21 protein-coding genes and 1 tRNA gene are annotated in these 25,804 nt (G+C 67.2%); 8 read left to right on the plus strand and 14 right to left on the minus strand.

What is annotated here, in order from left to right; all coding sequences use genetic code 11:
* Positions 1-156 precede the first annotated feature (156 nt).
* A complete protein-coding gene (locus KHB019_RS13800; protein ID WP_230103776.1) occupies positions 157-642 on the minus strand; it encodes an FBP domain-containing protein in 486 nt (161 codons plus the stop codon).
* Between the two features lie 337 nt (positions 643-979).
* Between KHB019_RS13800 and KHB019_RS13805 the strand changes: the two genes are divergently transcribed.
* On the plus strand, positions 980-1,324 hold the full coding sequence (locus KHB019_RS13805; RefSeq protein WP_230103777.1) for a hypothetical protein: 345 nt from the start codon (positions 980-982) through the stop codon (positions 1,322-1,324).
* 121 nt (positions 1,325-1,445) lie between these two features.
* Here KHB019_RS13805 and KHB019_RS13810 read toward each other — a convergent pair whose 3' ends face one another.
* Positions 1,446-1,850, minus strand: coding sequence for a hypothetical protein (locus KHB019_RS13810; RefSeq protein ID WP_337459227.1), 405 nt, complete (start codon positions 1,848-1,850; stop codon positions 1,446-1,448).
* Positions 1,851-2,016: 166 nt separating this feature from the next.
* On the opposite strand from KHB019_RS13810, the gene KHB019_RS13815 reads away from it, so the two are divergent.
* Positions 2,017-3,390, plus strand: a complete 1,374-nt coding sequence (locus KHB019_RS13815) for an MFS transporter (RefSeq protein WP_337459228.1) — start codon at positions 2,017-2,019, stop codon at positions 3,388-3,390.
* Positions 3,391-3,464: 74 nt separating this feature from the next.
* On the opposite strand, the gene KHB019_RS13820 is transcribed toward KHB019_RS13815, so the two are convergent.
* Positions 3,465-7,637 (minus strand): PQQ-dependent sugar dehydrogenase, encoded by a 4,173-nt coding sequence (locus KHB019_RS13820; protein ID WP_337459229.1) that lies wholly within the window; start codon positions 7,635-7,637, stop codon positions 3,465-3,467.
* 174 nt (positions 7,638-7,811) lie between these two features.
* On the opposite strand from KHB019_RS13820, the gene KHB019_RS13825 reads away from it, so the two are divergent.
* A complete protein-coding gene (locus KHB019_RS13825; protein WP_337459230.1) occupies positions 7,812-8,822 on the plus strand; it encodes a LacI family DNA-binding transcriptional regulator in 1,011 nt (336 codons plus the stop codon).
* On the opposite strand, the gene KHB019_RS13830 is transcribed toward KHB019_RS13825, so the two are convergent.
* Genes KHB019_RS13830 through KHB019_RS13840 form a run of 3 tightly spaced genes read right to left on the minus strand, consistent with a single transcriptional unit; the run spans position 8,823 to position 11,556 of the window.
* Positions 8,823-9,326 (minus strand): MarR family winged helix-turn-helix transcriptional regulator, encoded by a 504-nt coding sequence (locus KHB019_RS13830; RefSeq protein WP_337459231.1) that lies wholly within the window; start codon positions 9,324-9,326, stop codon positions 8,823-8,825.
* Positions 9,327-9,385: 59 nt separating this feature from the next.
* Positions 9,386-9,841, minus strand: coding sequence for a MarR family winged helix-turn-helix transcriptional regulator (locus KHB019_RS13835; RefSeq protein WP_325472017.1), 456 nt, complete (start codon positions 9,839-9,841; stop codon positions 9,386-9,388).
* Between the two features lie 2 nt (positions 9,842-9,843).
* Complete coding sequence (locus KHB019_RS13840; protein WP_337459232.1) at positions 9,844-11,556, minus strand: MDR family MFS transporter; 1,713 nt, start codon at positions 11,554-11,556, stop codon at positions 9,844-9,846.
* Positions 11,557-11,697: 141 nt separating this feature from the next.
* On the opposite strand from KHB019_RS13840, the gene KHB019_RS13845 reads away from it, so the two are divergent.
* Entirely contained in the window at positions 11,698-12,297 is a 600-nt protein-coding gene (locus tag KHB019_RS13845) for a dihydrofolate reductase family protein (protein ID WP_325472019.1), read from the plus strand.
* Between the two features lie 52 nt (positions 12,298-12,349).
* Here KHB019_RS13845 and KHB019_RS13850 read toward each other — a convergent pair whose 3' ends face one another.
* The 5 genes from KHB019_RS13850 to KHB019_RS13870 all read right to left on the minus strand — a co-directional run bounded on the left by KHB019_RS13850 (position 12,350) and on the right by KHB019_RS13870 (position 19,311).
* The gene (locus KHB019_RS13850; protein ID WP_337459233.1) at positions 12,350-13,945 is read right to left on the minus strand and encodes an isocitrate lyase; all 1,596 of its coding nucleotides are present in this window, start codon (positions 13,943-13,945) and stop codon (positions 12,350-12,352) included.
* 115 nt (positions 13,946-14,060) lie between these two features.
* Positions 14,061-15,767, minus strand: coding sequence for an ABC transporter ATP-binding protein (locus KHB019_RS13855; RefSeq protein ID WP_337459234.1), 1,707 nt, complete (start codon positions 15,765-15,767; stop codon positions 14,061-14,063).
* A 1-nt stretch (position 15,768) separates the two neighbouring features.
* The gene (locus KHB019_RS13860) at positions 15,769-16,617 is read right to left on the minus strand and encodes an ABC transporter permease (protein WP_230103788.1); all 849 of its coding nucleotides are present in this window, start codon (positions 16,615-16,617) and stop codon (positions 15,769-15,771) included.
* Entirely contained in the window at positions 16,614-17,687 is a 1,074-nt protein-coding gene (locus KHB019_RS13865; protein WP_325472022.1) for an ABC transporter permease, read from the minus strand. The genes KHB019_RS13860 and KHB019_RS13865 overlap by 4 nt, the downstream gene beginning before the upstream one ends.
* Positions 17,665-19,311: an ABC transporter substrate-binding protein gene (locus KHB019_RS13870; RefSeq protein WP_337459235.1), complete on the minus strand. Its 1,647-nt coding sequence runs from the start codon at positions 19,309-19,311 to the stop codon at positions 17,665-17,667. The genes KHB019_RS13865 and KHB019_RS13870 overlap by 23 nt, the downstream gene beginning before the upstream one ends.
* Positions 19,312-19,560: 249 nt before the next feature.
* On the opposite strand from KHB019_RS13870, the gene KHB019_RS13875 reads away from it, so the two are divergent.
* From KHB019_RS13875 to KHB019_RS13885, 3 genes are all read left to right on the plus strand, one after another.
* Positions 19,561-20,979, plus strand: coding sequence for an NtaA/DmoA family FMN-dependent monooxygenase (locus KHB019_RS13875; protein ID WP_337459236.1), 1,419 nt, complete (start codon positions 19,561-19,563; stop codon positions 20,977-20,979).
* A 210-nt stretch (positions 20,980-21,189) separates the two neighbouring features.
* On the plus strand, positions 21,190-22,503 hold the full coding sequence (locus tag KHB019_RS13880) for a VCBS repeat domain-containing M23 family metallopeptidase (RefSeq protein ID WP_337459237.1): 1,314 nt from the start codon (positions 21,190-21,192) through the stop codon (positions 22,501-22,503).
* A 65-nt stretch (positions 22,504-22,568) separates the two neighbouring features.
* On the plus strand, positions 22,569-23,102 hold the full coding sequence (locus tag KHB019_RS13885) for a hypothetical protein (RefSeq protein WP_230103793.1): 534 nt from the start codon (positions 22,569-22,571) through the stop codon (positions 23,100-23,102).
* Between the two features lie 97 nt (positions 23,103-23,199).
* On the opposite strand, the gene KHB019_RS13890 is transcribed toward KHB019_RS13885, so the two are convergent.
* The 3 genes from KHB019_RS13890 to KHB019_RS13900 form a co-directional block, all read right to left on the minus strand.
* A complete protein-coding gene (locus KHB019_RS13890) occupies positions 23,200-23,607 on the minus strand; it encodes a hypothetical protein (protein WP_230103794.1) in 408 nt (135 codons plus the stop codon).
* A 123-nt stretch (positions 23,608-23,730) separates the two neighbouring features.
* Positions 23,731-23,820: transfer RNA gene (locus KHB019_RS13895), tRNA-Ser, on the minus strand.
* Between the two features lie 59 nt (positions 23,821-23,879).
* Positions 23,880-24,926 (minus strand): hypothetical protein, encoded by a 1,047-nt coding sequence (locus KHB019_RS13900; protein ID WP_337459238.1) that lies wholly within the window; start codon positions 24,924-24,926, stop codon positions 23,880-23,882.
* Positions 24,927-25,027: 101 nt separating this feature from the next.
* On the opposite strand from KHB019_RS13900, the gene KHB019_RS13905 reads away from it, so the two are divergent.
* Positions 25,028-25,801: an aspartyl/asparaginyl beta-hydroxylase domain-containing protein gene (locus KHB019_RS13905; RefSeq protein WP_230103796.1), complete on the plus strand. Its 774-nt coding sequence runs from the start codon at positions 25,028-25,030 to the stop codon at positions 25,799-25,801.
* The last annotated feature ends 3 nt before the right edge of the window (positions 25,802-25,804 follow it).

A 25,804-nucleotide genomic window follows, 5' to 3' on the forward strand; every position in this document is an offset into this window, starting at 1 on the left:
TCGCTGACGCTCGCTCAACGCGTTTCGTCTTCGGGCTTCGCCCTCCGCTCAACGCCCCGCGGAAACAGCTGTTGCGGGCCCTTGAGCTTGCGGGGCGTTGAGCGAGCGGAGCGAGACGAAACGGGCTGAGCGAGCGAAGCGAGTCGAAGCCTTGCCTCACCCGGCGACGGCCCGCAGGAACGCGCGTACGTTCTCTCCGAGCCGCGCGATGCGCTGCTCGCGCGCGGCTTCACGGTCGAAGCCTTCGTACGCCAGCGGCGGCAGCCGCCGGACGTTGTGCGAGCACCCGAACTCCGAGCACGCGAGGGTGCCGACCGTGTCGCCGTTGCGACCGGCTGTGCCGGCCTTGCGCGCCGTGAACATCTGCACATCGTTCCGGAGGGTGACGTCATCGCACCACGAGCACTGCGCTCGGGAGAGGACGCGCTGCTCGGCACGCTGCAGCATGACGCCGGTCAGAACCCCGTCGACCTCGGTGACGACGTACGCACGGCGAGCGAACTTCTGGTCCGACCAGCCGAGGTAGTCGAGCCGGTCGAAGTCGAGCTCGGCGAAGTCGGACGGCAGTGACAGGGACGAGACCTCTTTGCGGGAGGCGTTGATGAAGGATGCGCGGATCTCGCGCTCGGTAAGGGGACGCATGATGATGCTTTCTGTTCAGACGTGAGAGGAATACGGCATCGCTCAGATGGATGCCGGGTACGGCGAACTGCCGGCGACGGGGATCCGCCTCCGGCCGATGCTCAGCCTCTGCCGCCGGCGCGATGAGCGCCTGTGACCGCCTTCCGCGCCCGCGGGGCGCTTTCCGTGAACAGCACCCGGCGAGTTTACCCGTCGGATCGGCGTGTGTCACGGCGGGGAGTGTTGCGCTGTGTTTCGGGCGTCGTTGGCCCTTCGCCTGCGGCGGCGTACCGTGAGGGCACAGCATCCGCTGAACTCGGCCGTCCGAACCCGGCCATCCAAGCTCAGGAGTCCCATCGTGTCCACCGCGCACCGCACAGCATCCGCCCTCGAGGTGAGCGGGCGTGCGGCGTGCATGTGCGACCACGGCGATGTCTGCTCATCGTTCGCTCCTGGCCACGCTCTGCACCTGATCCAGGCTCGCCTCGCGTCGGCGACGCCTAGCGAGTGGGTCGACGGGATCGTCGAGCGAGCGGATGCCGCCACCGGCGAAGTGCGCATTCATACACTGAACGGTGAGGAGTGGGCGCTCTGGAGCGCCCAGGGTGCTGCGCTGGAGGCGACCCCGGGAACGCCGGTCGCCCTGCATACGCGGTACCACGTGCTCGCCGTCGGGCGCGTGCGGTTCAACGTCGCCGTCTGAGGGAGTCTCGGCTTCGACTCGCTGCGCTCGCTCAGCCCGTTTCGTCTTCGGCGCTGCGCGCCTCCGCTCAACGACCCGCCCGCCGCCTCCGCTCAACGGCCCGCGGGTTGAGCCCGCGGGGTCAGGCGGCCGCCATCATCATCTTCTTCATGTCCATGCAGGCGTCCATGCAGGCCTTGCAGGACTGAGCGCACATCTTGCAGACCTCGCTGTGGTCGGCGTGCTCCATGCAGGCGTCCATGCACAGCTGACACATGGCGATGCAGGCATCCAGCATCGACATCATCACCGCCGGCGTCATGCCCTGCATCCGCAGCATCGATCGCATCATCGTGTTGCACATGTCGGCGCAGTTCATGCAGGCCGGCGCGCAGTCCATCATCTGCATCGAGCAGACGGTGCAGGCCTGTTCGCAGGCCGCGCAAGCGTCCATGCAGGCCTGCATGACGGCCATGTCCATCATCTCCATGCCGCCGCTCATCGACTTCATGTCCTGGGACATAGCACCCATCATCATCGAGTCCATCCGCACACCTCGCTCCGCATCGTGGCCGAGCCTCCGCACGACTCGCGCCGGGACGGCGGGCCGATCAACCCGCCTGACGCCAGGGTAAACCCCTCGTCGTCGTGCGTCGATGGTGATCTCGTGAAGCCCGACCCTCACCCCTCGGCCAGGGCGTAGTCTCATCCTCGTGCCAGCCTTCTCCGCCCTGCAGCGGCTCGTCATCACGATCGCCGTGCTCGCGTCCTTCGTGACCTTCCTGGACGGCACGGTGGTGACCGTGGCCCTTCCCGCCATCAGGGACGAGCTCGGCGGCGGCATCGCGACGCAGCAGTGGGTGGTCGATGCGTACCTCATCACCCTCAGCGCGCTGATCCTGCTCGCCGGGTCGCTGTCGGACGCCTACGGGCGCGTGCGGATCATGCGCATCGGGCTCATCGCCTTCGGCATCGCATCCATCGCGGTCGCCGCGGCCCCCGAACCGCTCACCCTCATCATCGCCCGCGCACTTCAGGGCGCAGCGGGTGCACTGCTGGTGCCGAGTTCGCTCGCGCTCATCATGGCCACGATGCGCGGCGAGCTGCAGTCCCGCGCGATCGGCGTGTGGACGGCGTTCACCACGGGCGCGCAGATCGCCGGCCCGCTGCTGGGCGGGCTGTTCGTCGACCTGCTGTCGTGGCGCTTCGTGTTCCTCATCAATGTCATCCCCATCGGCATCACGCTGTTCCTGCTCGCCCGCCTGCAGCTGCCGGACCACCCGCGCGGAGTGCGCGTCGACTGGTGGAGCGGGGTGCTGTGCGCCGTCGGTCTCGGCGCTGTGGTGTTCGCGCTCATCGAGCAGCCGAATCTCGGGTGGGGGTCGCCGGCGATCTGGATCCCCGCTGTCGCCGGAGTCGCCCTGTTCGTCGGATTCCTGCTGCGCCAGCGCACGTCGGATGCTCCGCTGATGCCGCTGTCGCTTTTCAGCGCCCGAAACTTCGCCTGGGGCAACCTCTCGACGCTCTTCATCTATGCGGCGCTCTCGCTCAACGGCTTCGTCATCGGCGTCTACCTGCAGGAGGGCGCGGGCCTTCCCGCGACGGTCGCCGGGCTCGCCAGCCTGCCGATCACGATCCTGATGATCCTGCTCAGCTCGCAGGCCGGAGCGTGGGCGGGCAAGCTCGGGCCGCGCCTGTTCATGACCGTCGGCCCTCTGCTCATGGCCGCCGGAGCACTGCTGCTCCTGACCGTCGCACCCGACTTCAGTTATTGGTGGCAGGTGCTTCCCGCGATGATCGTGCTCGGCCTCGGCCTGTCGCTGACGGTCGCGCCACTGACCTCCGCCGTATTGGGAGCGATCGACGAGAACCGCTCCGGCATCGCCTCCGCCGTGAACAACGCCATCTCGCGCGTGGCCGGGCTCATCGTCGTCGCGATGCTGTCGACGATCGTCGGCGGCACGCTCGACCTCGACGGCTTCCACAGTGCGGCCTGGGTGACGGCTGCACTGATGGCTGCCGGCGGAATCGTCTCCTGGATCGGCATCCGCAAGTCAACGCCGGTCGACGTCGACGAACCGGTCTGACCCGGTTCGAATGCACCGGACGCGACGAAGGTCCGTGAGAGCCGACCTGCGCTCCCACGGCCCTTCCTGTGCCGCTACGGAGTAGCCGCTCCGAGAGTGAACGTCAGGGTCGTCGCGTTGCCGGCGACGTCGTACACCACCAGGGTGTTCTCCCCCTCGACGGCTCCGAACTGCCCCGGCGTGACGAAGTCGAGGTCGGACCAGACGTTGTCCGTGAGGTCCTTGCCCTTTCCGTTGAGCGTGAGACGCGAGACCTTGCCCGCGTCATTCAGCTTGAACGACACCTTGCTGTAGACGCCGTCCGCGCCCACCGTGAACTGCTCACCCTCCTTCACGGTCACCGTCGGCGCCGTCACGTCGAGGGTGAACGCGACGGTCGTGGCGTTGCCGGCGACGTCGTAGACCACCAGGGTGTTCTTGCCCGCCACCGCGCCGAACTGTCCCGGGGTGACGGAGTTGAGGTCGGACCAGACGGCATCCGTCAGATCCTTCTCGACCCCGTTGAGGGTGAGTCGTGAGACTTTGCCCTCGTCGTGCAGCTTGAACGACACCTTGCTGTAGACGCCGCCGCTGCCCACCGTGAAGTCCGCACCCTCCTTCACGGTCACCGCGGGGGCTGTGGCGTCTTCGAGCGCGGGGGTGACGGTGAGGTTGCGGAGCCGTCCGAAGTTGTCGAACGAGCCGAAGCCGACCCGGCCCTCGCCGAACGTGTCATCGTTCGCCGTGAACAGCGGTGTGTCGAGGCCATCGACGTACACGGCGATGTCTCCGCTGTCCACGCACCTGACGACTCGCACGTCGTGCCACTGCTCATCCGTGACTGCCGGTGGTGCTCCCACTTTGCCGTCCCATTGGTCATCGATCCGCTCACGATCCGCGTTGTCGACCTTGAAGATGCCGTTATGGGCGTAGATCGTGTTGTCCTGGGACAGATGCGTGTAGTAGTACTCCGTGTCGGACTTCCAACCGAACACCAGGATGACATCGCGGTTGTTCACGGAAGCCGGTTCGTCCAGCCGGACCTGCGCCGAGAGGTCGAAGGAACCGAACTCGGGCCCCTCGACCAGGACGGCGTACTCGAACGGACGGCGGATGCCGTCATTCGGGTCGGTGCCCGCCTCTGTGAGGACCACTTCATCCCCGGGGAAGTCCCACTTGGCCGGGGTTCGGGGCGTCCAGTCGTCCGCAGCCATCACGTCGGTGATCGGCGTCCCCGCCGGTGTGCAGGTCGGGGGTGCGGGGTCCTCGGTCGGCGGCACGGCGAACAGTGCGTATTGCGCTGCGATCTGCTCGGCCGTGGGGACGGTGTCGAGGATCGCGATGTCGTCCATCCGTCCGTTGAACGGGTTGGCCTCACGGTCGTTCTGCGGGAAGCTCCCGCCGATCTTGATTCCGGCGGGCGCCGAGGCGGATACCGGGCCCGACCCCCACGGGTTGGATGCCGTATACGTGCCGGCGAGCTCCTCACCGTTCATGTACAGCTTCATCTCCCCTGCGGTGAAGTCGAACGTGGCTGCGAGGTGCACCCACTTGCCCTTCTGCAGGATCTCATCCCAGGGTTTGTCCGCGGCGAACGTCCACGACCCTTGACCGTCAACGCGACGCCCGAGGGCGACGAGCTTGAGCTCGCCGTTCACGGTGATGACCTCGAGCAGCGCACGGACGTCATGTCCGTTCGACGTGCCGGTGAGCACGCCGGCCAGACCGATCGCGTTGTACACGTCATCCGGATTCTCCGTCCCGGAGTTCGGCGCCGGGTGATCGCCCGTCGGCTTGAACCATCCCATGACGGAGATCTTGTCGGTATCGCCGAGCGCTTTCAGCGAGTCGACTCCTGACGCGTCGTAGACGCCGGCCTTCCAATCGTCGTTCGACGCGGTGCCCGGGCTCATCTGCTGCGTCTGCAGAGCCTCGCCCGCACCGGGGTACGCCCGATCGGCGACGCGCATCTCGACCCCGCCGTTGACGAGCGAGATGTCCGTTCCCGACCGGCCCTGGTCGGTCTCGAATGTGGCCGCGCCGGCGGACGGGTGGTCGAAGTCGTATCGCGTGACGAGGTTCTCGGCGAGCTCGGGGAGCACGAACGGCGACGGGTCGACGGTCTTCGCTCCGGTGACCTTCCAGATCTTTCCGTTCGCCTTGGCGATCAAATAGAGCTCGCCATCGGCATCCGACCCGAATCGCAGGTCGACGCGCTTGTCTCCCACGAGTTCCTGGAACGTGGTCTCCTGCCCGTCGACGAACACGCGCAGTTCCTCGATCGGGGCGAGATCGTCGATGTCTCCGTCGCCTCGCACCATCTCATCGGAGTCTGCGGAAAGCACCCATCCGCGCACGAGGTCGGTGAAGAGGTAGCGGCCCTGCAGCTCGGGGATGTCGCCGCGGTAGACGAAGCCACCGTTGACAGCCACGCCGGCGTCGCCGGTCTGACCGGGGTCGCGGTTGTGATCGTACGCGGCGACGGGATACGTGTAGCCGTTCTCGGCGTCGTCATCCGGCAGCGGATAGATCTGGCGGTTCTCCGCGAGGAACGGACCCTCACGTTCGGACCAGCCGAAGTTGTCGCCCGGCTCGACCGCGTAGATCGACTCGACCTGCCACTCGCCGATGTGTGCGAGGTACATGGTGTGATCGCCCTCTGGATCCCAGCTGATGCGGTGCGGATCGCGCATGCCGACGGCGTAGATCTCGGGGAGAGCATCGGCGTCGTCCACGAACGGGTTGTCCGCCGGCACACCGTACTCGCCGTTGGCGCTGTTGTCGCCGGAGGGGGTGATCCGCATGATCTTGCCCTGCGGCGTCGCGAGGTCCTGCGGGTTGCCGTTTCCGACACCCGTACCGCCGTCGCCGACCAGCACGTAGAGGTTGCCGTAGTCGGCATCCCCTGGCTTCACCGTCGGGTTGAAGGCGATCTGCTGGACCGTGTGCACGCGGCCGCCGAACGGGATGCGCATGATCTCGCGATGGCTGCCGGTGAAGGTCGCCGCCGACGGGTCATCCGCCGTCCACTCCGTGATCACGCTGTGGAACTCGGTGTTACCGAACTCGGGGAAGTCAGGCGTGTCCTCCGTGATGGCGGTCCCGCCCTCGGTGTGGACGGTGTAGAACTTTCCGTTGTCGGCGAAGTCGGGGTCGAACTCCGCTGCGCCGAGCCCGGTGCCGAGGCCCGCGCTGTTGTGGAAGTTGTCGAGGAACTCGTCACGGACGTCGAGGTACGGGACGTAGTCGCCGGTCTTCTTGTCGACCAGGTAGAGCGTGCCGTTGTTGTCCGGGACCATCAGTCGACCGGTTCCGTCCGGCACCTCATCGAGATGCGTGATCCGGTTGTGGCGCACCAGCCGTTGGTCCTGCGTGGCCGGCGTCGTGTGCGATTCCGGCAGCTGGGCGAGCTCGGTCACCTCGATTCCCAGGTCGGATCGCGGCGGGTCGGGCAGCGGGTTGAGCAGCGGGTCGGTCGGGGTCTCGCCGGGGGCGCAGTCGCCGGGGTTGCCCGTCGCGATCGCGAGGTTCTCGCCCGTGGTGTCGACGGCGACGTCGTCGAGCATGAGGCGACCGGTGCTGGACGCGCCGTTCTTCCAGAAGAACCGATCCAGCGCACCGCTCACCGCCTGCCGGAATCCGAACTGCTGCTCGGCACCCTCCGGCAGACGGGTGATCTCCTCGTACGGCCCGCCCTGGCTGTAAACGGAGACCTTGTCTGCTGCGTTGTCAGCGACGATCCAGACGCACTGCCAGCTGTCCTTGGACCAGGCGCCGGCGGGTGTGAACTTGCCGCCGTCACGGACGAGCATGACGTTGTCGTTCTGGTTGTTGACGTATGCGCGGCTGTTCGCGTAGTCGTTCGGAGCGTCCACGTCCGTCAGCCCGAAGGACGTGTCGACGCTGCCGGTGCGCATGAACCGGAAGAACAGCGTGCCTGTGTCGCCCTCTTCGATCGCCGGGATCGTCCGGTAGGCCTGTTCTCCCCCGCCGACCGACTCGAGCACCTGGTTGTTCCCGTTGAGCGGATCGGCGATGACGCGCAGGGCGCCGGATGCCGTCCAGCCGTCCTGTCCGTCGAGGGCGGTGCGCTCGTACTGCTCGAAGCTGAGCACCTCGGTGAACGACTCTGCTGCAGCCGCGGGCATCGCCGTCAATGCCGATCCGACGACGGCGAGCGCGACGACTCCTGCCGCGGTGCGTCTGCCGACGGACCGGGAGTCACCCGGCCCGCTCGTGTCCGTCGTCCTCGTGGTTCGTTCGTACATCAAAGACCTCTCAACGTCGTCGGTGATGGTGATGTGCCGATGCGATGTACTGCCACTCGTCCGGGGTGGCACTGCGACGGGCGAGCCTTACGAAAGCGCTTACGTAAGCGCTTTCGTCACTATAGTGGGGCTTCAAGGACGAAAGCAACGGTCCTCCCTCCGAGAGGAACACACGTGAAGGGTGCTGGTGCTCCGCGATTGACCGACGTGGCCGAAGCCGCGGGGGTCTCGCTGGCGAGCGCATCCCGTGCCATCACCGGCCGATCGGGCATCTCGCCCGAGGTCGCAGCTCACGTCCGCCGCGTCGCCGAACAGCTCGGGTACGAGCCGAACATGCACGCACGAGGACTGGCCGGCGGGCTCGTACCGACCATCGGGCTCGTCGTGCACGAGATCGGCGACCCGTACTTCGCGGACATCGCCAGTGGCGTGATCCACAGCGCGTCGCTCGAGTCGCGGTCCGTCCAGATCGCCCAGGCCGAGCGCACCCCGGCCAGCGAACTCGCCCAGGTGCAGTCCCTCGTGCGCCAGCGGATCGGCTCGATCATCATCGCGGGTTCCGGCTACGCCGATGCCACGCGCGAACGCACGATGGAGCACGCGCTCGCCGACTTCACGCGCGCTGGAGGACGTGTCGCCGTGATCGGACGCCATCACCTTCCGGTGGATGCCGTGCTTCCGGACAATCACGCTGCCGGCGTCTCGGTGGGGCGCCACCTGGCAGAACTCGGTCATCGCCGGATCGGCGTCGTCGCGGGCCCCTCAGATCTCAGCACCGTCGCCGATCGCCTGGCAGGGCTGCGCGAGGGCGTCAGCTCGAGCGACGTGGCGCTGACCGTCGTCTCGCAGGAGTTCACGCGCGAGGGCGGCATCGTCGGCACCCGCGAACTGCTCGACACCGACGTCACCGCGATCATCGGCCTGAACGACGCCATGGCCATCGGCATCCTCAGCGAGTTGCGCAGGCACGGCGTCCGAGTCCCGGAGGACCTGTCCGTCGTGGGCTTCGACGACGTCGCCGTCGCGGCGGATGTCGCCCCGGCTCTCACGACAGCGCGGATTCCGATGTTCGAGATGGGGCGCGAGGCCGTCGCCCTCATCGTCCGCCCTGCCAGCGATGAGCCGCGGACGATCGCCACGACGCATGAGCTGATCGTGCGTCAGTCGTCCGGTCCGCCGCGCTGATCAGCGCCCGAGCGCACCGAGCAGATCCACGAAGTGATCGAGATCGGCTGCCGACCACGCGTGCAGTCGCTCCTTGATGCGCGTCTCGTATCCTGCCCTGGCGACCGCGATGCGCTCCTGCGCGAGCTCGGTGGCGACCAGTACACGAGCGCGCCGGTCCTCCGGATCGGGAACGCTCTCGACGAGGCCGAGCTCCTCGAGCTGACGCACATGCCGGCTCACCGCCGACTTGTCGGTCTGCAGGCGCTCGATGATCGCGCCGGCCGACGTCGCCTTGCCGCTCGCGATGGACGTGAGCACCTGGTAGCCGAGCGGCTGGAGGTCGGGATGCACCGTCGCGGCGGCCTCCCGCCAGCTCACGCGGATGCGTGCGAACAGCCGCCCCAGCTCCTGCTCGACCCTCGCTACAGCCATGTCCAGGTCGGGGCCTTCGCCGATGCTGCCGCCGGCGCCGGCATCCTCCGGTGCGGACCCGGTATCCGACCCAGCGGACGACACACTCATGCTCGCCAGTTTAGGGCGAAGCCCCGCCGCTCCCGGCGGCGGGGCTTGCTCAGTCGGCATCAGATCTCGGCGATGAGCCGGAAGACCTTGGACGCGGCGCGGATCTCCTCGGGCGTCAGCTCGGACAGCGTCTGGCGCAGCCGCTCCGCATGGTCTCGTCGCAGATCGGCGAGAGTCTCGCACGCGGCTGGCGTCGCGGTGAGCACGCGCTGGCGTCCATCGGCATCATCGGGGCGGGATTCGAGGAAACCGAGGTCCTCCAGCATCCGCACCTGACGGCTGACGACCGACTTGTCCATCTCGAAGGTGTCGGCCAGCCGATGAGCGTTCGCACTGCCCGCGCGGGCGATGAACGTCAGCAGCTTGTAGCCGGCGGGCTGCAGCTCGGGGTGGAGCCGCGCGGCCGACTCCTTCCAGAGCGTCCGCGCCCTCGCGAAGATCAGGTTCAGATGACCCTGAAACTCTGCGAGCGCGTCATCGACGTCATCCGACACCGCGGTCTCTGCGGCCGCCATGCTCAGTCGCCTCGTTCCCGATCTTCACGCTCGAGCACCGTCACCGAACTCGTCGACGGGCTCGCGTTCTCGAGGTTCGCGATCCGGATGCTGCCGGTCGCCGTCGTCGCGCCGACCTCGGCCTCGCCGACTGCGATCGCCGATTCCTCGGCCTGATCGCGCAGCTGCTCGGCGGCGTTCTTGGTCGACAGCGGCTTGTTCTTGATGAACGCGATCGCGAAGATCGCGATGACGGCGAGCGGGATGGCGATGATGAACGAGTCCGCGATGCCGTGGCCGTACGCGCTCTCGACGACCGTCCGGATGGCATCGGGCAGTTCATTGACCTTCGGCACGTTGCCGGATGCCAGGTGCTTCAGAGCCTCGATCTCCTCAGGACTGGTCGGGGTGAACGTCGACAGGCCACCCTTGACATAGTCCGCGACGCTGGTCGACATGAGCGATCCCATGATCGTCACGCCGATGGTGCCGGCGATGGTGCGGAAGAAGTTGACGTTCGAGGACGCGGCGCCCAGCTGCGTCGGGGGCGTGTCGTTCTGCACGATCAGGGTGAGGTTCTGCATGACCATGCCGAGGCCGGCGCCGAGCACGAACATGTACACGGCGACGAGCGTGAACGGGGTGTCGTAGCGCAGCGTCGCCATGAGGCTGACGCCGACGGTCGTGAGCACGGAGCCCAGGAGCATCCAGCCCTTCCACTTGCCGAACCGGCTCACGAGCTGGCCGATGATGATCGAAGCGCCCATCTGGCCGACGATCATCGGGATGGTCATGAGACCCGACTCGGTGGGCGTGGCGCCACGCGCCAGCTGGAAGTACTGCGCGAGGAACACCGAGGTCGCGAACATCGAGACGCCGATGGCGATCGACGCGACGACGGACAGCGTGAACGTTCGATTGCGGAACAGCGACATCGGCACGATCGGCTCTTTCACGAAGAACTCGACCGCGATGAAGGCGGCGATGGCGGCACCGGCGACGATCGCGAGGGTGATGCTCGTCGACGAGTCCCACTCGAACTGGCTGCCGCCCATCGACACCCAGATCAGCAGCGTGGAGACACCGACCGCGAGGAGTACGATGCCGAAGTAGTCGATCGACACCTTCGCCTTCTGCGGCTTCGGCAGGTGCAGGGTGAACTGCAGCAGGACGAGCGCGACGATCGCGAACGGAACACCGACGAAGAAGTTGGCTCGCCAGCCCCAGGCGTCGGTGAGGAGTCCGCCCAGCAGCGGGCCGCCGATGGTGGCGAGCGCCATGATGCCACCCACGACACCCATGTACTTGCCGCGCTCGCGCGGCGAGATGATGAGGGCCACGGCGATCATGACCAGCGACATGAGGCCGCCGACGCCGATGCCCTGGACGACGCGCACCGCGATGAGCATGTTCGTGTCGGTCGAGAAGCCGGCGATGACCGTGCCGACCGTGAACAGGATGAGCGAGATCTGCACGAGGACCTTGCGGTCGACGAGGTCGGCGAGCTTGCCCCAGATCGGGGTCGAGACGGCTGTCGCCAGCAGGCTCGCGGTGATGACCCAGGTGTACTGCGACTGGGTGCCGCCGAGATCGGCGATGATGACGGGCAACGATGTCGACACGACGGTGCCCGAGAGCACGGCGACGAACATGCCGACGACGAGGCCGGAGATCGCGGTGAAGACCTCGCGCGCTGAGCGCTGGGTCTCCGGAACGGAGGAGGAAGAGTGAGTCAAAGTGGGAGTGCTCCTGAATAGGAAAGTTGATACCGGTCAACTATAAGGCTTTAGTTGCTCATGGTCAACTGTCGCGCAAAAGCAACTATTCCCCCGATGCTCGGATCGGCTAGATTGTGCGCACCGACGAAAGGGCAACGGATGCCGGACACCACCTGCCACATGTCGATCTCACTCGACGGGTTCGTCGCCGGCCCGAGCCAGAGTCGCGACGATCCCCTCGGTGTCCGAGGGATCGAATTGCATCGCTGGCACATCGGAGACGAGCGAGCGACCGACGCCGACGCCGTCGCGGCGGACTGGCTCATGCGTCCCAGGGGCGCGTACATCATGGGGCGGAACATGTTCGGCCCCATCCGCGGCGAGTGGGATGAGGACTGGCGCGGATGGTGGGGCGATGAACCGCCCTACCATGCCCCGGTGTTCGTGCTCACGAACTACGCGCACGAACCGATCGCGATGGAGGGCGGGACCACGTTCCACTTCGTCACCGACGGCTTCGACGCGGCCTACACTCAGGCGCTGGAGGTCGCGGGCGAGCGCGGCGTCGACATCGCCGGGGGTGCATCCACCGTCCGGCAGGCACTGGATGCCGGGGTCATCGATGAACTCACCCTCGACATCGCTCCTGTGCTGCTGGGGTCGGGCGAGCGCATCTTCGACGGCAGCCGGTTCGACTTCGAGCCCGTCGAAGTGCTGCACTCACCCCTGGCGACGCACATCCGCTACCGGCGGGCGTGAATGCGACGGAGGGGGCCCGGCAGCGCCGAGACCCCTCCGTGATCGCGAGCGATCAGCTGAACTGGTTCATCGTGTTGTCCTTGCCGCCGGCCTTGAGAGCGGCATCCCCCGCGAAGTACTCCTTGTGGTTGTCGCCCATGTCGGAGCCCGCCATGTTCTGGTGCTTGACGGTCGCGATGCCCTCGCGGATCTCGCGGCGCTGCACCCCCTTGACGTAGGCGAGCATGCCCTCTTCGGCGAAGTAGCCCTTGGCCAGGTCATCCGTCGACAGCGCGGCCGTGTGGTACGTCGGCAGCGTGATGAGGTGGTGGAAGATGCCGGCGCGGGCCGAGCCGTCACGCTGGAACGTGCGGATCATCTCGTCAGCGCGCTGCGCCAGCTCGGTCTCGTCGTAGTCGACGCTCATGAGTGCGCTGCGGTCGTAGGCCGAGACGTCCTTGCCCTCCTTCTCGAACAGGTCGTACGCCTGCTGGCGGAAATTGAGCGTCCAGTTGAACGACGGGCTGTTGTTGTAGACGAGCTTCGCGTTCGGGATCTCCTCGCGGATGCGGTCGACCATGCCGGCGATCTGCTCGACGTGCGGCTTCTCGGTCTCGATCCACAGCAGGTCGGCGCCGTTGCGCAGCGAGGTGATGCAGTCGAGCACGACACGGTCCTCTCCGGTGCCCGCCCGGAACTGGTACAGGTTGCTCGCCAGGCGCTTCGGACGCAGCAGCTTGCCGTCGCGTTTGATGATGACATCGCCGTTGCCCAGGTCGGCGCCGTCGATCTCCTCGACGTCGAGGAACGAGTTGTACTGGTCGCCGAGGTCACCGGGAGTGCTGGTGACGGCGAGCTTCTGCGTGAGGCCGGCGCCGAGCGAGTCGGTACGGGCGACGATCACGCCGTTCTCGATGCCGAGCTCGAGGAATGCGTAGCGGACCGCGTTGATCTTCGCGACGAAGTCCTCGTGCGGCACGGTGACCTTGCCGTCCTGGTGGCCGCACTGCTTCTCGTCCGAGACCTGGTTCTCGATCTGGATCGCGCACGCACCGGCCTCGATCATCTTCTTGGCCAGCAGGTACGTCGCCTCGGGGTTGCCGAAGCCGGCGTCGATGTCGGCGATGATCGGCACGACGTGCGTCTCGTAGTTGTCGATCTGCGACTGGATGAATTCCGCTGCCGTGTCGTCGCCGGCCGCGCGGGCGTCGTCGAGCTGCGTGAAGAGGAGGTCGAGTTCGCGGGCGTCAGCCTGACGCAGGAACGTGTACAGCTCTTCGATGAGGGCCGGCACCGAGGTCTTCTCGTGCATCGACTGGTCGGGAAGCGGCCCGAACTCGGAGCGGAGGGCGGCGACCATCCACCCTGACAGGTACAGGTAGCGCTTGTTGGTGGTCTTCAGATGCTTCTTGATCGAGATGAGCTTCTGCTGACCGATGAAGCCGTGCCAGACACCGAGCGACTGCGTGTAGACCGAGTGGTCCGCGTCGTACTCGCCCATGTCTCGGCGCATGATGTCTGCGGTGTACTGGGCGATCTCGAGCCCGGTCCTGAAACGGTTCTGCGCACGCATGCGGGCGACCGACTCCGGGTTGATCGCGTCCCAGCTGGACCCGGCCTCTGCCTTGAGAGCCTGGATGGCGTCGATGTCGTCTTGGTAGGCGGTCATGATTCTTCCTTTGCTGTGCGGACGGTGGCGATACGTCCACTCTTGGGCAAGAAGAAGCCGTTCTCGCACCAATCAGCGTGTGAAATTCACGCGATCTTCTGCGCTGGAGAAGAGATCAGCCCTCCAATCTCGCCAGCGACGCGACCAGCTCCTGCGTGTACGGGTGCGCGGGTGCGTGGAAGATCTGGTCGGACTCCCCCTCTTCCACCACGACGCCGTCCTTCATCACCAGCACACGGTCGCTCATGTGGTGGATGACTCCGAGGTCGTGCGAGATGAAGAGGTAGCTGAGGCCGTACTCGTCCTGCAGGTCGACCAGCAGGTCGAGGATCTGGGCCTGCACGGAGACGTCCAGTGCGGAGACGGCCTCGTCGAGGACGAGGATCTCGGGCGACGTGGCGAGCGCCCGCGCGATCGCGATGCGCTGGCGCTGACCGCCGGACAGCCGCAGCGGGAACCTCTCGGCGACGGCAGCGGGAAGCGCCACCTGCGCCAGCAGGTCACGCACCCGTTGCGCCCGCTGAGCCCGATTCAGTCCGAGATCGGCCGGGATCGCGTCGAGCAGGATCCGCTCGACGTTCCAGCGAGGGTCGAATGAGCTCAGCGGGTCCTGATAGACGACACCGATCCGCGGCCGCAGCGCCCGACGCCGCGGCTCTGAGACCGCCGACCACGGCCGGCCGAGCAGCGCGACCTCACCGGCATCCGCCGTCTCGAGGGCCAGCGCGATGCGCGCCGTCGTGCTCTTGCCCGACCCGGACTCCCCCACGATCCCCAGGGTCTCGCCCCGATGCAGGGCGAACGAGACGTGATCGACCGCCCGGGTGAGTCGGCCATCCGGCGTGACGAAGTTCTTCACGAGATCGCGCGCCTCGAGCACGGGCTCGCCGCGCCCGCCTGCGCCTTGATCGACAGCGCCTTGATCGGCACTGTGAGCGCGGGCGAGGTGCAGGTTCGGCACCGTACTGGCCTGAGGCGCGAGGCGCTCCCCTCGGGTGTGCCCGCCGGGTACCGCATCGACCAGGCTCTGCGTGTACGGATGCTGAGGAACGGCCAGGACGGCCGCGGCATCCCCCTGCTCGACGACCTCGCCACCGCGCATCACGAGGATGTCGTCGGCGAGGTTGGCGACCACGGACAGATCGTGGCTGATCAGGATGATCGAGGTGCCGCGCACCTTCGCGTCGTGCAGCAGCGAGAGCACCTGAGCCTGCACTGTGACGTCGAGCGCGGTGGTCGGCTCGTCCGCGATGATGACCTCGGGGTCGAGTGCCAGCGCCGATGCGATCAGGGCCCGCTGGCGCAGGCCGCCGGAGAGCTCTCCAGGTCGCTGGCTGGCACGAAGTTCGGGGTTCGGGACGTCGACGCTCGCGAGCAGCTCGACGACCTTGCGTCTGCGGGCGACGCGATCGTTCCAGCCGTGCAGGCGCAGCGCCTCGCCGATCTCCGCACCCACCGGGCGCAGCGGGTCGAGCGAGACGAGGGCATCCTGCTGGACGAATCCGATTCGCCGACCCCGGATGCCGCGCCAGGTGCGGTCGGTCTGCGCGGTCAGATCGGCATCGCCGAGCATGATCGCGGCCGCCTCCACGACGGCATCCGCGCCCGTCAGCCCCACGAGCGTGCGCGCTGTGACGCTCTTGCCCGATCCGGACTCTCCGACGATCGCGACGCAGCGTCCCGGCCCGAGGTCGAACGTGACCCCGTGCACGACCCGGCGCGTCTGACCGCCCTTGGCGAATCCGACCCGCAGATCGCGCACGCTCAGGCGTGGAGCCTTTCGAGTTTCGACCGGCGGTGCTGTTTCTTCCACGATGGTCATGTCATTCGCCCTTCTCGAGGCTGTTCTGGATGTGCTTTCCGAGCGACGTGGCCGTCAGCGCGAGGACGAGGATCACGAGTCCGGGGACGAAGGTGAGCCACGGCGCCTGCAGGATGTATGCGCGTCCGGCGTCGAGCAGGGCGCCCCACTCCGACGACGGCGGTGCGACACCGAGGCCGAGGAACGCGAGACCGGATGCCCAGACGATCGACTGCCCGACGGCCATCGTGAACACAGCCACCAGGGGGCGGACGGCGTTCGGCAGCACATGCCTGGCGAGGATGCGGCGACGACTGTGCCCGAGGGCCCGCGCAGCTTCGACGTATCCGGCGTTCTTGGCGGCGAGGATCTGACCTCGCACCATGCGCGCGTACCCCGGCGCTGTACTGACGCCGACCGCGATGACCTGGGTCCAGGCCGAGGCTCCCAGGATCGACACGAGCAGCAGCGCGAGCAGCAGGATGGGGAAGGCGAAGACGACCTCGATGCCGCGGTTGACGATCGCCGAGGTGAACCGGTCGCCGAGCGCTGCCAGCGAACCGAGGACGAGCGCCACGACCAGAGCGATCCCCGCGGCGCCGATGCCGATCAGCAGCGACTCCCTGGTGCCGAAGATCACCCGGCTGTACAGATCGCGGCCGGACTCGTCCGTTCCGAACCAGTGGTCGAACGATGGCGGCCGCAGGGCGTCGGCGAAGCTCTGCGCCGTGGGCTCGGCGGTTGCCAGCAGCGAAGGGACGATGGCGGCGAGCGCGAAGAACGCGGTCAGCACGATCGCGACGACGAGGCCGGGGTCGACCCGACGGCGCTCGGTGGCCGTCGTGGTCAGAACCGGTGCGGTGTCGGTCATGACTTCTCCAATCGCGGGTCGATCAGCGTGTAGACGACGTCGACGAGCAGGTTCGCCAGTACGTACGCCAGCGCGACCATGATCACGATTCCGGTGACGACAGGAAGGTCCTGCGCCCCTACCGCGGAGACCAGGGTCTTCCCTATTCCCGGCCGGGAGTAGATCTGCTCGACGATCACGGCGCCCGAGATCGTCGCTCCGATCGCCCAGCCGGTCAGCGTCACCGCCGGCAGCGATGCGTGGCGCAGTACGTGCCGAAGCCGGATCTGCAGGTCGCCCATGCCGCGCATCCGCGCGCTCAGCACGAACGGCTGCTCGAGCGCCCGCTCGTACTCGGCGCGCACGGACTGCCCCATGAAGCCCGCGAGCGGAATGGCCAGCGTGAGCGCCGGCAGAACGATGCCGATGATGCCGGTGCCGCCCATCACAGGGAACCAGCGCAGGTTCAGGGCGAAGACGAGCAGCAGCAGAATGCCGAGCCAGTACGGCGGGAGAGCTGCGGCGACCGTGTCGGCGATCGACCCGAATGCGCTCACTCGGCGGCTGCGTCCGGCGGTGAGGGTGACCCAGACGACCATGATCACCCAGGCCAGCGCGATCGCGACCAGGCTGAGGACGAACGTCGCCCCCAGCTGCTCGCCGATCAGGTCCCACACCGGCCGGAACTGCTGGTACGACGTCCCCAGGTCGCCTCGCAGAAGACCGGTGATGTAGTGCAGGTACTGCACGAGGACCGGGTCGTGGAGCCCGTAGGCCTCGATGATCGGGGCCAGCTCGTCCGGCGTACGCTCCTGCGCCTGACCGGTGCGGATGTTGAGGATCGCCGTGGCCCTGTCCCCGGGGAGGGCGACCTGGGCGAGGAAGGCGGCGGTCGCCGCACCCCAGAGCACCACCACCGCTCCGATCAGGCGGGAGACGATGCGCCGGGCCTGTTGAGACCGGCGGCGGGCGGCGGTGGCGGCATCCCGTGCCGGTTTGCCCGGAACCGCCGCGGCGCCCCCACCGGATGCCGGGGCCCCCACCCCGGCATCCGGATTCTGAATCACGTCACTCGACGAAGTACGCGTCATAGAACGTCGGTCCTCCCTGTGCGTTCTCCTGCCAGACGTCCCGCAGGTGCGGGCTGACACCGAGAGTGCTGAGCCGGTCGTAGAGGCCGAAGGCCGTGGCGTGCTCGGCGATGTACTCCTGCGCCTGCTCGTAGAGCGCGTTCTGCTCGTCGATGTCAGCGGTCGAGTTGGCATCGAGGATGATCTGCTCCAGCTCCGGGTCGTTGTAGAAGGCGCTGTTGGAGAAGTTCGGGTTGTCCTCGGTGCTCTGACGCCAGTTGATGTAGAGGATGCCGGCGTTGACCGACGTCCAGTACCCCGCCGAGATGTCGTAGGTGTCGGGGCCGGCGTACTTGCCCGCCCAGGTCTCGGACGGCGGCACCGGGATGAGCTTCACCTTGAACCCGGTCGCCTTCGCCTGCTCCTGCACGGCCTGGAAGATCGCTGCGCCGTCGGCGTTGATGATCGTTCCGGCGTTGTAGGGGAAGACGACGTCGAGGGTCTTGCCGTCCTTGACGCGGTATCCGTCGGCGTCGCGGTCGGTCCATCCGGCCTCGTCGAGCAGGCTGTTCGCCTCGTCCGGGTCGTAGTCGTAGAAGTCCGCGGCCTTCTCGCTGTAGCCCGGCGTCGCCTGGCTCACGCCGCCGTTGCCCTCGTAAGGGATCACACCGTGGCCGATGGTTTCGACGATCGTCTTGCGGTCGAGGCTGTAGATGAAGGCCTTGCGCAGGCTCTCATCGTCAAACGGCGCGCGCGTCGTGTTGAACGAGATCTGCTGCGGGCGGCCTGGCGTGACGTACTTGAGCAGGTCCCACTCCTCGCTCTCGAGGCCCGCCCATTCCAGGGCCGGGACGTCGTAGATCGCGTCGGCCTCGCCGGAGCGGAGAGCCGAGACACGGGTCACGCCGTCGGCGACGAAGCGCCAGTCGATCGCGTCGACGTATGCAGCGCCGGTGTGCTTGGCGTTGGCCGGCGGCGAGGTGTAGTCGTCGTTGCGGGTGAGCAGGACGTTCTCGCCGCGGTTCCACTCCTTGACCTTGAAAGCACCCGAGCCGATCGGCTGCTCGCAGTTCTCCTCGTCTGTCCTGGTCTCGAGCGCGTGCTGCGACTGGATGCCGAAGTACGACTGGCTGAGGTTCTCGAGGAAACGCGTGTAGGGCTTGCTCAGGTGGATGGCGACCGTCAGGTCGTCGAGCGCCTCGGCCGACTCGTAATATCCGCCGAGCCAGACGGCGGCCGTGCTGTTGCCGCCGGCGACCCAGTAGTCGAAGTTGTAGGCGACGGCCTCGGCATCGACCGGGGTGTCGTCGGTGAACCTCACGCCGTCCTTGAGCTTCAGCGTGTAGGTGAGTCCGTCGGCGGACGCCTCCCAGCTGTCGGCGAGCCACGGGACGACCTCGCCGTCCTCATCGAGCGAGACGAGGTTGTCGATGAACTGGTACGAGATGTACGCCTGCTCGATCCAGCCGCCGAAGAGGCACTGCGGCTCCTGCTGGTGGGCGTAAACGATGGTGCCGCCATCGACCCGCTCGGCGTCTGCCGCCGGGGTGGCAGCCGACGACGTGCCGCAGGCGGTCAGTGCCATCATCGCGGCGGCTGCGATCGCTGCGATCGGAGCGAGTCTGCGGGTGCGGTGAGTGGTCATCGTGCGGATGCCTTTCGTGGATGCCGTATGTCTCAGATGCTGGTGGGCGCTGGATGCTGCCCAACGGAACGAGACCGAGCATGGCGAGGTCTTCGCGCCGTGGGAAGGGGCCGCGTCATGCGACGCCGCGAAGCGTCACAGTTCGTCATGTCGCGGAGCATTTCGTCATGAGACGGGTGCTGCGCCTGCGCGGGCGGCAGTATCGACCTCGGCTCGCATGCGGCGGGCTCGGAAGGAGCATCCCCCGCCATGTCTGATCCGAAGCGTCTCATCCTCAACCTGTTCGAGATGAACTGCGTCAGCCACATCACGCATGGCCTGTGGCGGCTTCCCGGCAACAGCCGCACCCGGTTCAACGACATCGAGTACTGGACCGAGCTGGCGCAGCTGCTCGAGGCGGGCGGGTTCGACGCCGTGTTCCTGGCCGATGTGATCGGCGCGTACGACGTGTTCCGCGGCGGGCCGGAGACGGCGATACGTGAGGGGCTGCAGATCCCCAGCAACGACCCGATGCTCGTAGTGCCGGCGATGGCGGCCGTGACGAAGAACCTCGCCTTCGGCATCACGTTCTCGACGACCTACGAGCCGCCGTTCGCATTCGCCCGGCGGATGTCGACGCTCGATCACCTCACCAAGGGTCGGGTCGGATGGAACATCGTCACCTCGTACCTGCCCAATGCCGCTCGGAACTTCGGGCTGACGGGAGAGGTCGATCACGACACCCGCTACGAGATCGCTGATGAGTACCTGGACGTGCTCTACAAGCTGTGGGAGGGGTCGTGGGATGACGACGCCGTGATCGAGGATCGCGAGCGAGGCGTCTATGCGGATCCGTCGAAGATCCGGTACATCGATCACGAGGGACCGCGGTTCTCGGTCGCCGGCCCGCACCTGTCGTCGCCGTCTCTGCAGCGGACGCCGTTCCTCATCCAGGCGACGCAGTCATCGCGCGGCATCGAGTTCGCCGGCCGCCACGCAGAGCTCATCTTCACCGGCGGAACGTCCTTCGAGCAGGTGAGCGGGACGATCGGTCGCATTCGTGACGAGCTGGAGCGTCAGGGGCGGCCGCGCGATGCGATCAAGTTCGTCGTCGGTGCGACGGTCATCGTGGCTGCGACGCGAGCCGAGGCCGAGCGGAAACTGGCAGAGTACGAGGAGTACGCCAGCATCGACGGCGTCCTCGCGCATGCGAGCCTGCCGTTCGACCCGACCGCCCACGACAGCGACATCACGATCGGCGAGGCGTTGCGAAGGGAGGGCCGGGGTGACGACGTGCAGGCGGCGTTCCTGCCGCAGGATGTGACGATCGCGGACTTCTTGAAGAACATGAAGGGCTTCCACCGCAAACCGTTCATGGCTGTGGGTTCGGCGACTGAGGTCGCCGACGAGATCGAGAGCTGGCTCGACGATCACGACATCGACGGCATCAATCTTGTGCAGTACCACTCGTACGACACCGCGAAGGATTTCATCGAGCACGCGGTGCCCGAACTGCGGCGGCGCGGACGACTGCGCGAGGCGTACACGCCCGGCGAGACGCTGCGCGAGCGCGTGCACGGGGCAGGGCCGCGGGTCGCGGAGTCGCATCCGGCCGCGCGGTTCCGCGGTGGCCGTGGGCTGACGACGGAGGAGGAGCTCGTCTCGGCTCCGGCATCCGCCGCTCGGTGACGCGCGCCGCGGGCTTGCCGTCGCTGAGGATGCCGTCGTTGAGGATGCCGTATCAGTTGCGTCGGTTCTGAGCGCGGAGAACCGACCGTATCGATACAGCATCTCGCGTTGAGCCGTCCGCCCGGAACGTCGAGGCGCTGATACGGTGACCTTCGATACTGTTGCGCCCGCCGGGGCCGGCCGAGGCGGAGGACACTCGAGATGAAGCGGATGCCCCGTTGGCGTTTCACGGGCCTCGCCATGCTCGCGACGGTGGCCGTCCTCATCGGGATCATCCCCTCGCTCACGACGGCGGCTCCGGCGTCGGCGGCGACGGACGGGCAGATGGTCTACCCGGCATCCGGCACCATCCAATCCAGGGTGGGGGACGGATGCCGCGGCACGAGCAGGCCAGGTCATGACGGCATCGACATCTCCGGTCAGGGCGGCACGCCCATCCTCGCCGCGTACGACGGCGTCATCAAGACGCGCGCGTACAGCAGCGGCTACGGCTATTACGTCGACATCCAGCACATCGGCGGATACGTCACGCGGTACGCGCACATGGTCTCGCAAGGGTCCGTCGCCCCGGGCGTGCGCGTGGTGCGCGGCCAGCAGATCGGGGTCGTCGGGAGCACCGGCAACTCGACGGGCGCCCACCTGCACTTCGAGGTGTGGCGGAACGGATCCGTGTACACCGCGGTCAACAACGGGTTCGTCTGCCTGTCCACCGTCACGCGCGGCAAGCCTCTTCCCCTGGTGTTCCCGGGTCTGCGCACTGTGCCGATCTCGCCGGTGTCCTCGGCCGACTTCAACGGTGACGGCAAGGCCGACCTGCTCGGCATCGCCGGCGACAGCGATCTCCAGCTCCTAGCCGGCAACGGCAGCGGGGGATTGCTTCCTGCCTCGGTCATCACCAGTGGGTGGGGCCTCTACCGCCATCTGACGCACACCGATCTGAACGCCGACGGCAGGGCCGACATGCTCGCTGTGCGCAGCGACGGCCTGCTCGAGTACTACGCCGGAGGCGCCGGCGGCGGCTTCGACCGGTACGACCGCCTCGAACTCGGGTGGTACGACATGCTGCACGTGGCGTCGGGCGCGGACTACTCCGGCGACGGCCTTCAGGATGTGCTCGGCGTATCGGCGAGCGGCGTTCTCACCATCTACAGCGGCGACGGCAGCGGAACGCTCTCCGGGCCGCGCATCACCGTCGGCAGCGGGTGGGACACCATGAAGTTCATCGCCGGCGGCGATTTCAACGGCGACGGCATCGGCGACATCATGGCAGTGCCCAAGGACGGCACGCTCTACTTCTACCGCGGTCTCGGAGGTCGCTTCAGCGCGCGGGTAGCCGTCGGAGCAGGCTGGGGTTCGTTCACCGCATTCACCGGCGGCGTCGACTACAACGGAGACAAGCACGTCGACATCGTCGCGCGCAACGCGGCGGGCAACCTCTACCTGTATCCAGGAGACGGAACGGGCAGGCTCAAGGCCAACACCCTCATCGGCTCCGGCTGGGGCGGATATTCGCAACTGGAGTGACGGCAGAGGCATCCTGTGGCCTGATCTCCCTCAGCTGGGACGGAGAGCACTGATACCGTCGGGGCGTGGGAACGGAAGCGAAGGCGACACCGAGGACCGATGAGGAGCCGATGGCCTTCTCTCGTGCTGAATTCTTTCGCGGAGCGATCGCCTCGTGGTTGTGGTTCATCGTCGTCCATCAGCTCTGCCTGCTCCTCACCATGGGCGGCTACGGCGTCGTAGTCCTGTCGCTCACGCTCCCGTGGTCGTTCGGCGCCCTCCTCATCGGCTCGCCGCTGGCATACCTGATCGGACGCGCGCTGCGCGGCGAGCGCCGCCGATGGGTGCACGAGCTGATCTTCGGATTGTTCGGGCTCGTCGTCGGCGTGCTCACCACGGCGCTCGCCGTGTGGCTGACGGGTGATGGTCTGGGAGACCCGGCAGGGTGGTGGCCGATCGCTGCGATCATGGCTGCATCCGCATGCCCAGCCGTCGTCCTCGGCTGGCGATTCGGCGCACGCGAGACACGCGGACCGGAAACAAGACGAAGGCCGCGTCGGCGCGTGGACCCGGATGCCGAGCACGAGGATTCCGCGACCGCTGAGAACAGCAGGCACTGACCGGGGCGAGATTCTCGCCCCTCAGACTCACCTCACGAGGCAGGTGACGTAGTTCGCCAGGTGCACGACGATCATCTCGCTGAGGTGCGGCCCGGTTTCACGAACGTCCATGAGGCCTCTCGAAGAACCTGTCGGCCTGAGCGCGCTGTTCCGCGATGGTCACCGTCATGCCCGGATCGATCGGTGCGAATGTGTCGACGAGATCCCCTGCGCCTTGGGGAGTCAGGCGATAGGCCCGCAGCCCACCGCCCTGATCGCGAGCCATGCCGCTCGGCCATACGTTCGGGAGCGCACCGGCGACCCCGATGTGCCATCCCAGCGGCTCCAGCTCCTCCCGGATGAGACACAGCGCTTCGAACGCGTCGTCAGCGCTCACCTGCATCGTCCCGAACCCGTCCGAGCGGATCGTGACCGTCCAGACGGGGTACGCGTGACTCCACGACACCGTCGCCTCGCGATGGATGCCCTCACGTGCGACCTGAACGGTCTGCGAGCCCTGCATCATTTCGGCGCTCCGGCTCGTGGCGACTCAAGGATCACGTTGTCCACCCTCCATCGTCCACCTCAGACAGGGTAGTTGTTCGGGTCATCGAATACGGAAAAACCCCCGATCTCTCGGGGGTTTCCATGGCGGTGACGGTGGGATTTGAACCCACGGTAGGGGTGAACCTACACAACATTTCGAGTGTTGCACCTTCGGCCGCTCGGACACGTCACCGCGGAAGAGTTTACGCGACGCCGGCCGCTCGCGCGAATCGAGAGGCGCGCCCGCCCGAGTCACCAGGCCGCAGCTACCTCGGCGTGGGTTCGCAGGATCCCCTCCGTCGTTCCGTCCGGCGCGCGTCCGATGCCGCATTCGGTGGCGACGCCGAAGGATGTCACGACAGCGGATGCCGCGGCGATCCGCCGCTGCGCGCCCTCGGCGCCGTCCTCCCGATGCACGAGCCCGAGATACAGCTCGGCAACGGGCGTCAGGGAAGCCAGCGCCGCGAAGTACGCCGCGTCATCCCGCTCGATCGGCACCGGCAGGTGCAGCCACGAGAGCGACCGAGACGCCCCCGCGATCACGGCGTTCGCGAAACGCACGAGGGTCGCGGCATCTCGCGGCTCGATGAAGTGCTTCTCCCCGGCATCGCCGTAACAGAGATGGATGCCGTCCTCGACGCCCTCCGGCACCGCGTCGACCAGCGCCACCAGACGAGCGACGAGTCCGTCGAAGGGATCGCCCTCCCACCAGGCATCCATCAGCGCGCCGTATCCCGACGCGCGCTCGATGATGCCCAGCTCGCTGGCGACATCCCACTGGATGGCCAGATCCTCATGGGGGATCGCGTCCAGGATCCGCGCGAGCTCGTCGAGCAGCGCGGTGGTGTACACGGGCTCGATCGCGGCACGATCGTCACCCGAGAAGAACGACGAGATGATCGCGACCGGCGTCGGCAGCGACACCTGGAAACGGATGCTCGCGGGCACCGCTCCCTCGTCACGGAGCCGCGTGAACACCCGGTACGACTCGATCGCGGCATCCGCGTAGCCCAGCGGCGGAAGCGTGATGGATGCCGCATCCACCCCGTCGCCGATGCGAAGGGGGCGCGCATCCAGGCCGGCCGGGAACGGGATCGGCTCATCACCCACCCGTTCGATGCCGTCCGCCTGCCCCAGCACATCGGGTTGGAACATGATCCAATGGAACCGCTTGCCCACCTCGCCGTCGGGGATCCGCTTCAGGTGGCCGCGCAGAAGAGAGGCGGCGGTGCGGATCGTCGTCTCGGCGTCGTCATAGTTCACACTGCCCACGAGGAGGGCACCCTGCGGCTGAGTCATGCGCCCAGAGTAGCCACGCGACCCGCAGCTGAATATCCCCGGCGACACATCCCGTCACGGACCACCGCGCTGGTTAGGATGACCTTACGGAGGTTGTTCCCATGAGCTTCATCACGTCGGCTGCGCTGGCAGAGACCGGCTACGTCGTCCTGTCCCCTCTCGAGCGCCCGATCGATCCGGCCGAATGGCGCGAGCTCGAATACATCGGATGGCGGTCGTCCGGCGTCACCCGTTTCGCCCCGCTGGCGAGTTACGCCGGCGAGATCGAGTGCAACGGCTTCTGGAATCAGACTCCCCCGCGCACCGACAAGGACGGCATCTGGATCCCCTCGCAGGTCGAGAAGGCCCCGACGCTGACCAGGCTCGCTCAGGAGCCGGGCGCGAACGTCGGCCGCTGCCGTGTGATCGAGCTGCAGCCGAACACGTACGCCGACGCGGTCTACAACCTCCACCAGGACGACAACAACCGCCTCAACGACGAAGGCACCGGCTGGGTGGTCCGTTCGTACGTCAACCTCACCGACGACTCGGACTCGCTGCTCATCCTCCGCGAAGACCGCTTCGACCCGGCGACCGAACAGCGGCTCGCCCTTCCCGCCGGCACCCGCATGGTCGTCGACACGCAGCGCTTCTGGCATGCGGTCTGGCACCGCGGCAGCACGCCGCGATACTCGCTGATCACCTCGCTGACATCAGGGCCCGAACTCGATGCGTACATCGCCGCAGGCGGCGGAACGCCGCACGTCGAGAGCGTTCCGCTCGACCCAGCACTGATCGATGAGGCGCAGGTCGAGCAGCATCGCCGCATCGAGGAGCGCCGCCGCGCCTTCGAGGCGCAGGGCATCGTGATGGAGCCGCCGGTCGAGCTGTACTAGGGC

Source organism: Microbacterium sp. KHB019 (assembly GCF_037285405.1).
Lineage (GTDB): Bacteria > Actinomycetota > Actinomycetes > Actinomycetales > Microbacteriaceae > Microbacterium.

What these genes read in the sequence shown, in the direction of transcription:
- KHB019_RS13800 (WP_230103776.1), bottom strand. Translation starts at nt 642, where the DNA reads ATGCGTCCCCTTACCGAGCGCGAGATCCGCGCATCCTTCATCAACGCC.
- KHB019_RS13875 (WP_337459236.1), top strand. Translation starts at nt 19,561, where the DNA reads ATGTCTGATCCGAAGCGTCTCATCCTCAACCTGTTCGAGATGAACTGC.
- KHB019_RS13830 (WP_337459231.1), bottom strand. Translation starts at nt 9,326, where the DNA reads ATGAGTGTGTCGTCCGCTGGGTCGGATACCGGGTCCGCACCGGAGGAT.
- KHB019_RS13880 (WP_337459237.1), top strand. Translation starts at nt 21,190, where the DNA reads ATGCCCCGTTGGCGTTTCACGGGCCTCGCCATGCTCGCGACGGTGGCC.
- KHB019_RS13900 (WP_337459238.1), bottom strand. Translation starts at nt 24,926, where the DNA reads ATGACTCAGCCGCAGGGTGCCCTCCTCGTGGGCAGTGTGAACTATGAC.
- KHB019_RS13890 (WP_230103794.1), bottom strand. Translation starts at nt 23,607, where the DNA reads ATGATGCAGGGCTCGCAGACCGTTCAGGTCGCACGTGAGGGCATCCAT.
- KHB019_RS13810 (WP_337459227.1), bottom strand. Translation starts at nt 1,850, where the DNA reads ATGGACTCGATGATGATGGGTGCTATGTCCCAGGACATGAAGTCGATG.
- KHB019_RS13855 (WP_337459234.1), bottom strand. Translation starts at nt 15,767, where the DNA reads ATGACCATCGTGGAAGAAACAGCACCGCCGGTCGAAACTCGAAAGGCT.
- KHB019_RS13845 (WP_325472019.1), top strand. Translation starts at nt 11,698, where the DNA reads ATGCCGGACACCACCTGCCACATGTCGATCTCACTCGACGGGTTCGTC.
- KHB019_RS13820 (WP_337459229.1), bottom strand. Translation starts at nt 7,637, where the DNA reads ATGTACGAACGAACCACGAGGACGACGGACACGAGCGGGCCGGGTGAC.
- KHB019_RS13870 (WP_337459235.1), bottom strand. Translation starts at nt 19,311, where the DNA reads ATGACCACTCACCGCACCCGCAGACTCGCTCCGATCGCAGCGATCGCA.
- KHB019_RS13835 (WP_325472017.1), bottom strand. Translation starts at nt 9,841, where the DNA reads ATGGCGGCCGCAGAGACCGCGGTGTCGGATGACGTCGATGACGCGCTC.
- KHB019_RS13860 (WP_230103788.1), bottom strand. Translation starts at nt 16,617, where the DNA reads ATGACCGACACCGCACCGGTTCTGACCACGACGGCCACCGAGCGCCGT.
- KHB019_RS13905 (WP_230103796.1), top strand. Translation starts at nt 25,028, where the DNA reads ATGAGCTTCATCACGTCGGCTGCGCTGGCAGAGACCGGCTACGTCGTC.
- KHB019_RS13850 (WP_337459233.1), bottom strand. Translation starts at nt 13,945, where the DNA reads ATGACCGCCTACCAAGACGACATCGACGCCATCCAGGCTCTCAAGGCA.
- KHB019_RS13865 (WP_325472022.1), bottom strand. Translation starts at nt 17,687, where the DNA reads ATGACGCGTACTTCGTCGAGTGACGTGATTCAGAATCCGGATGCCGGG.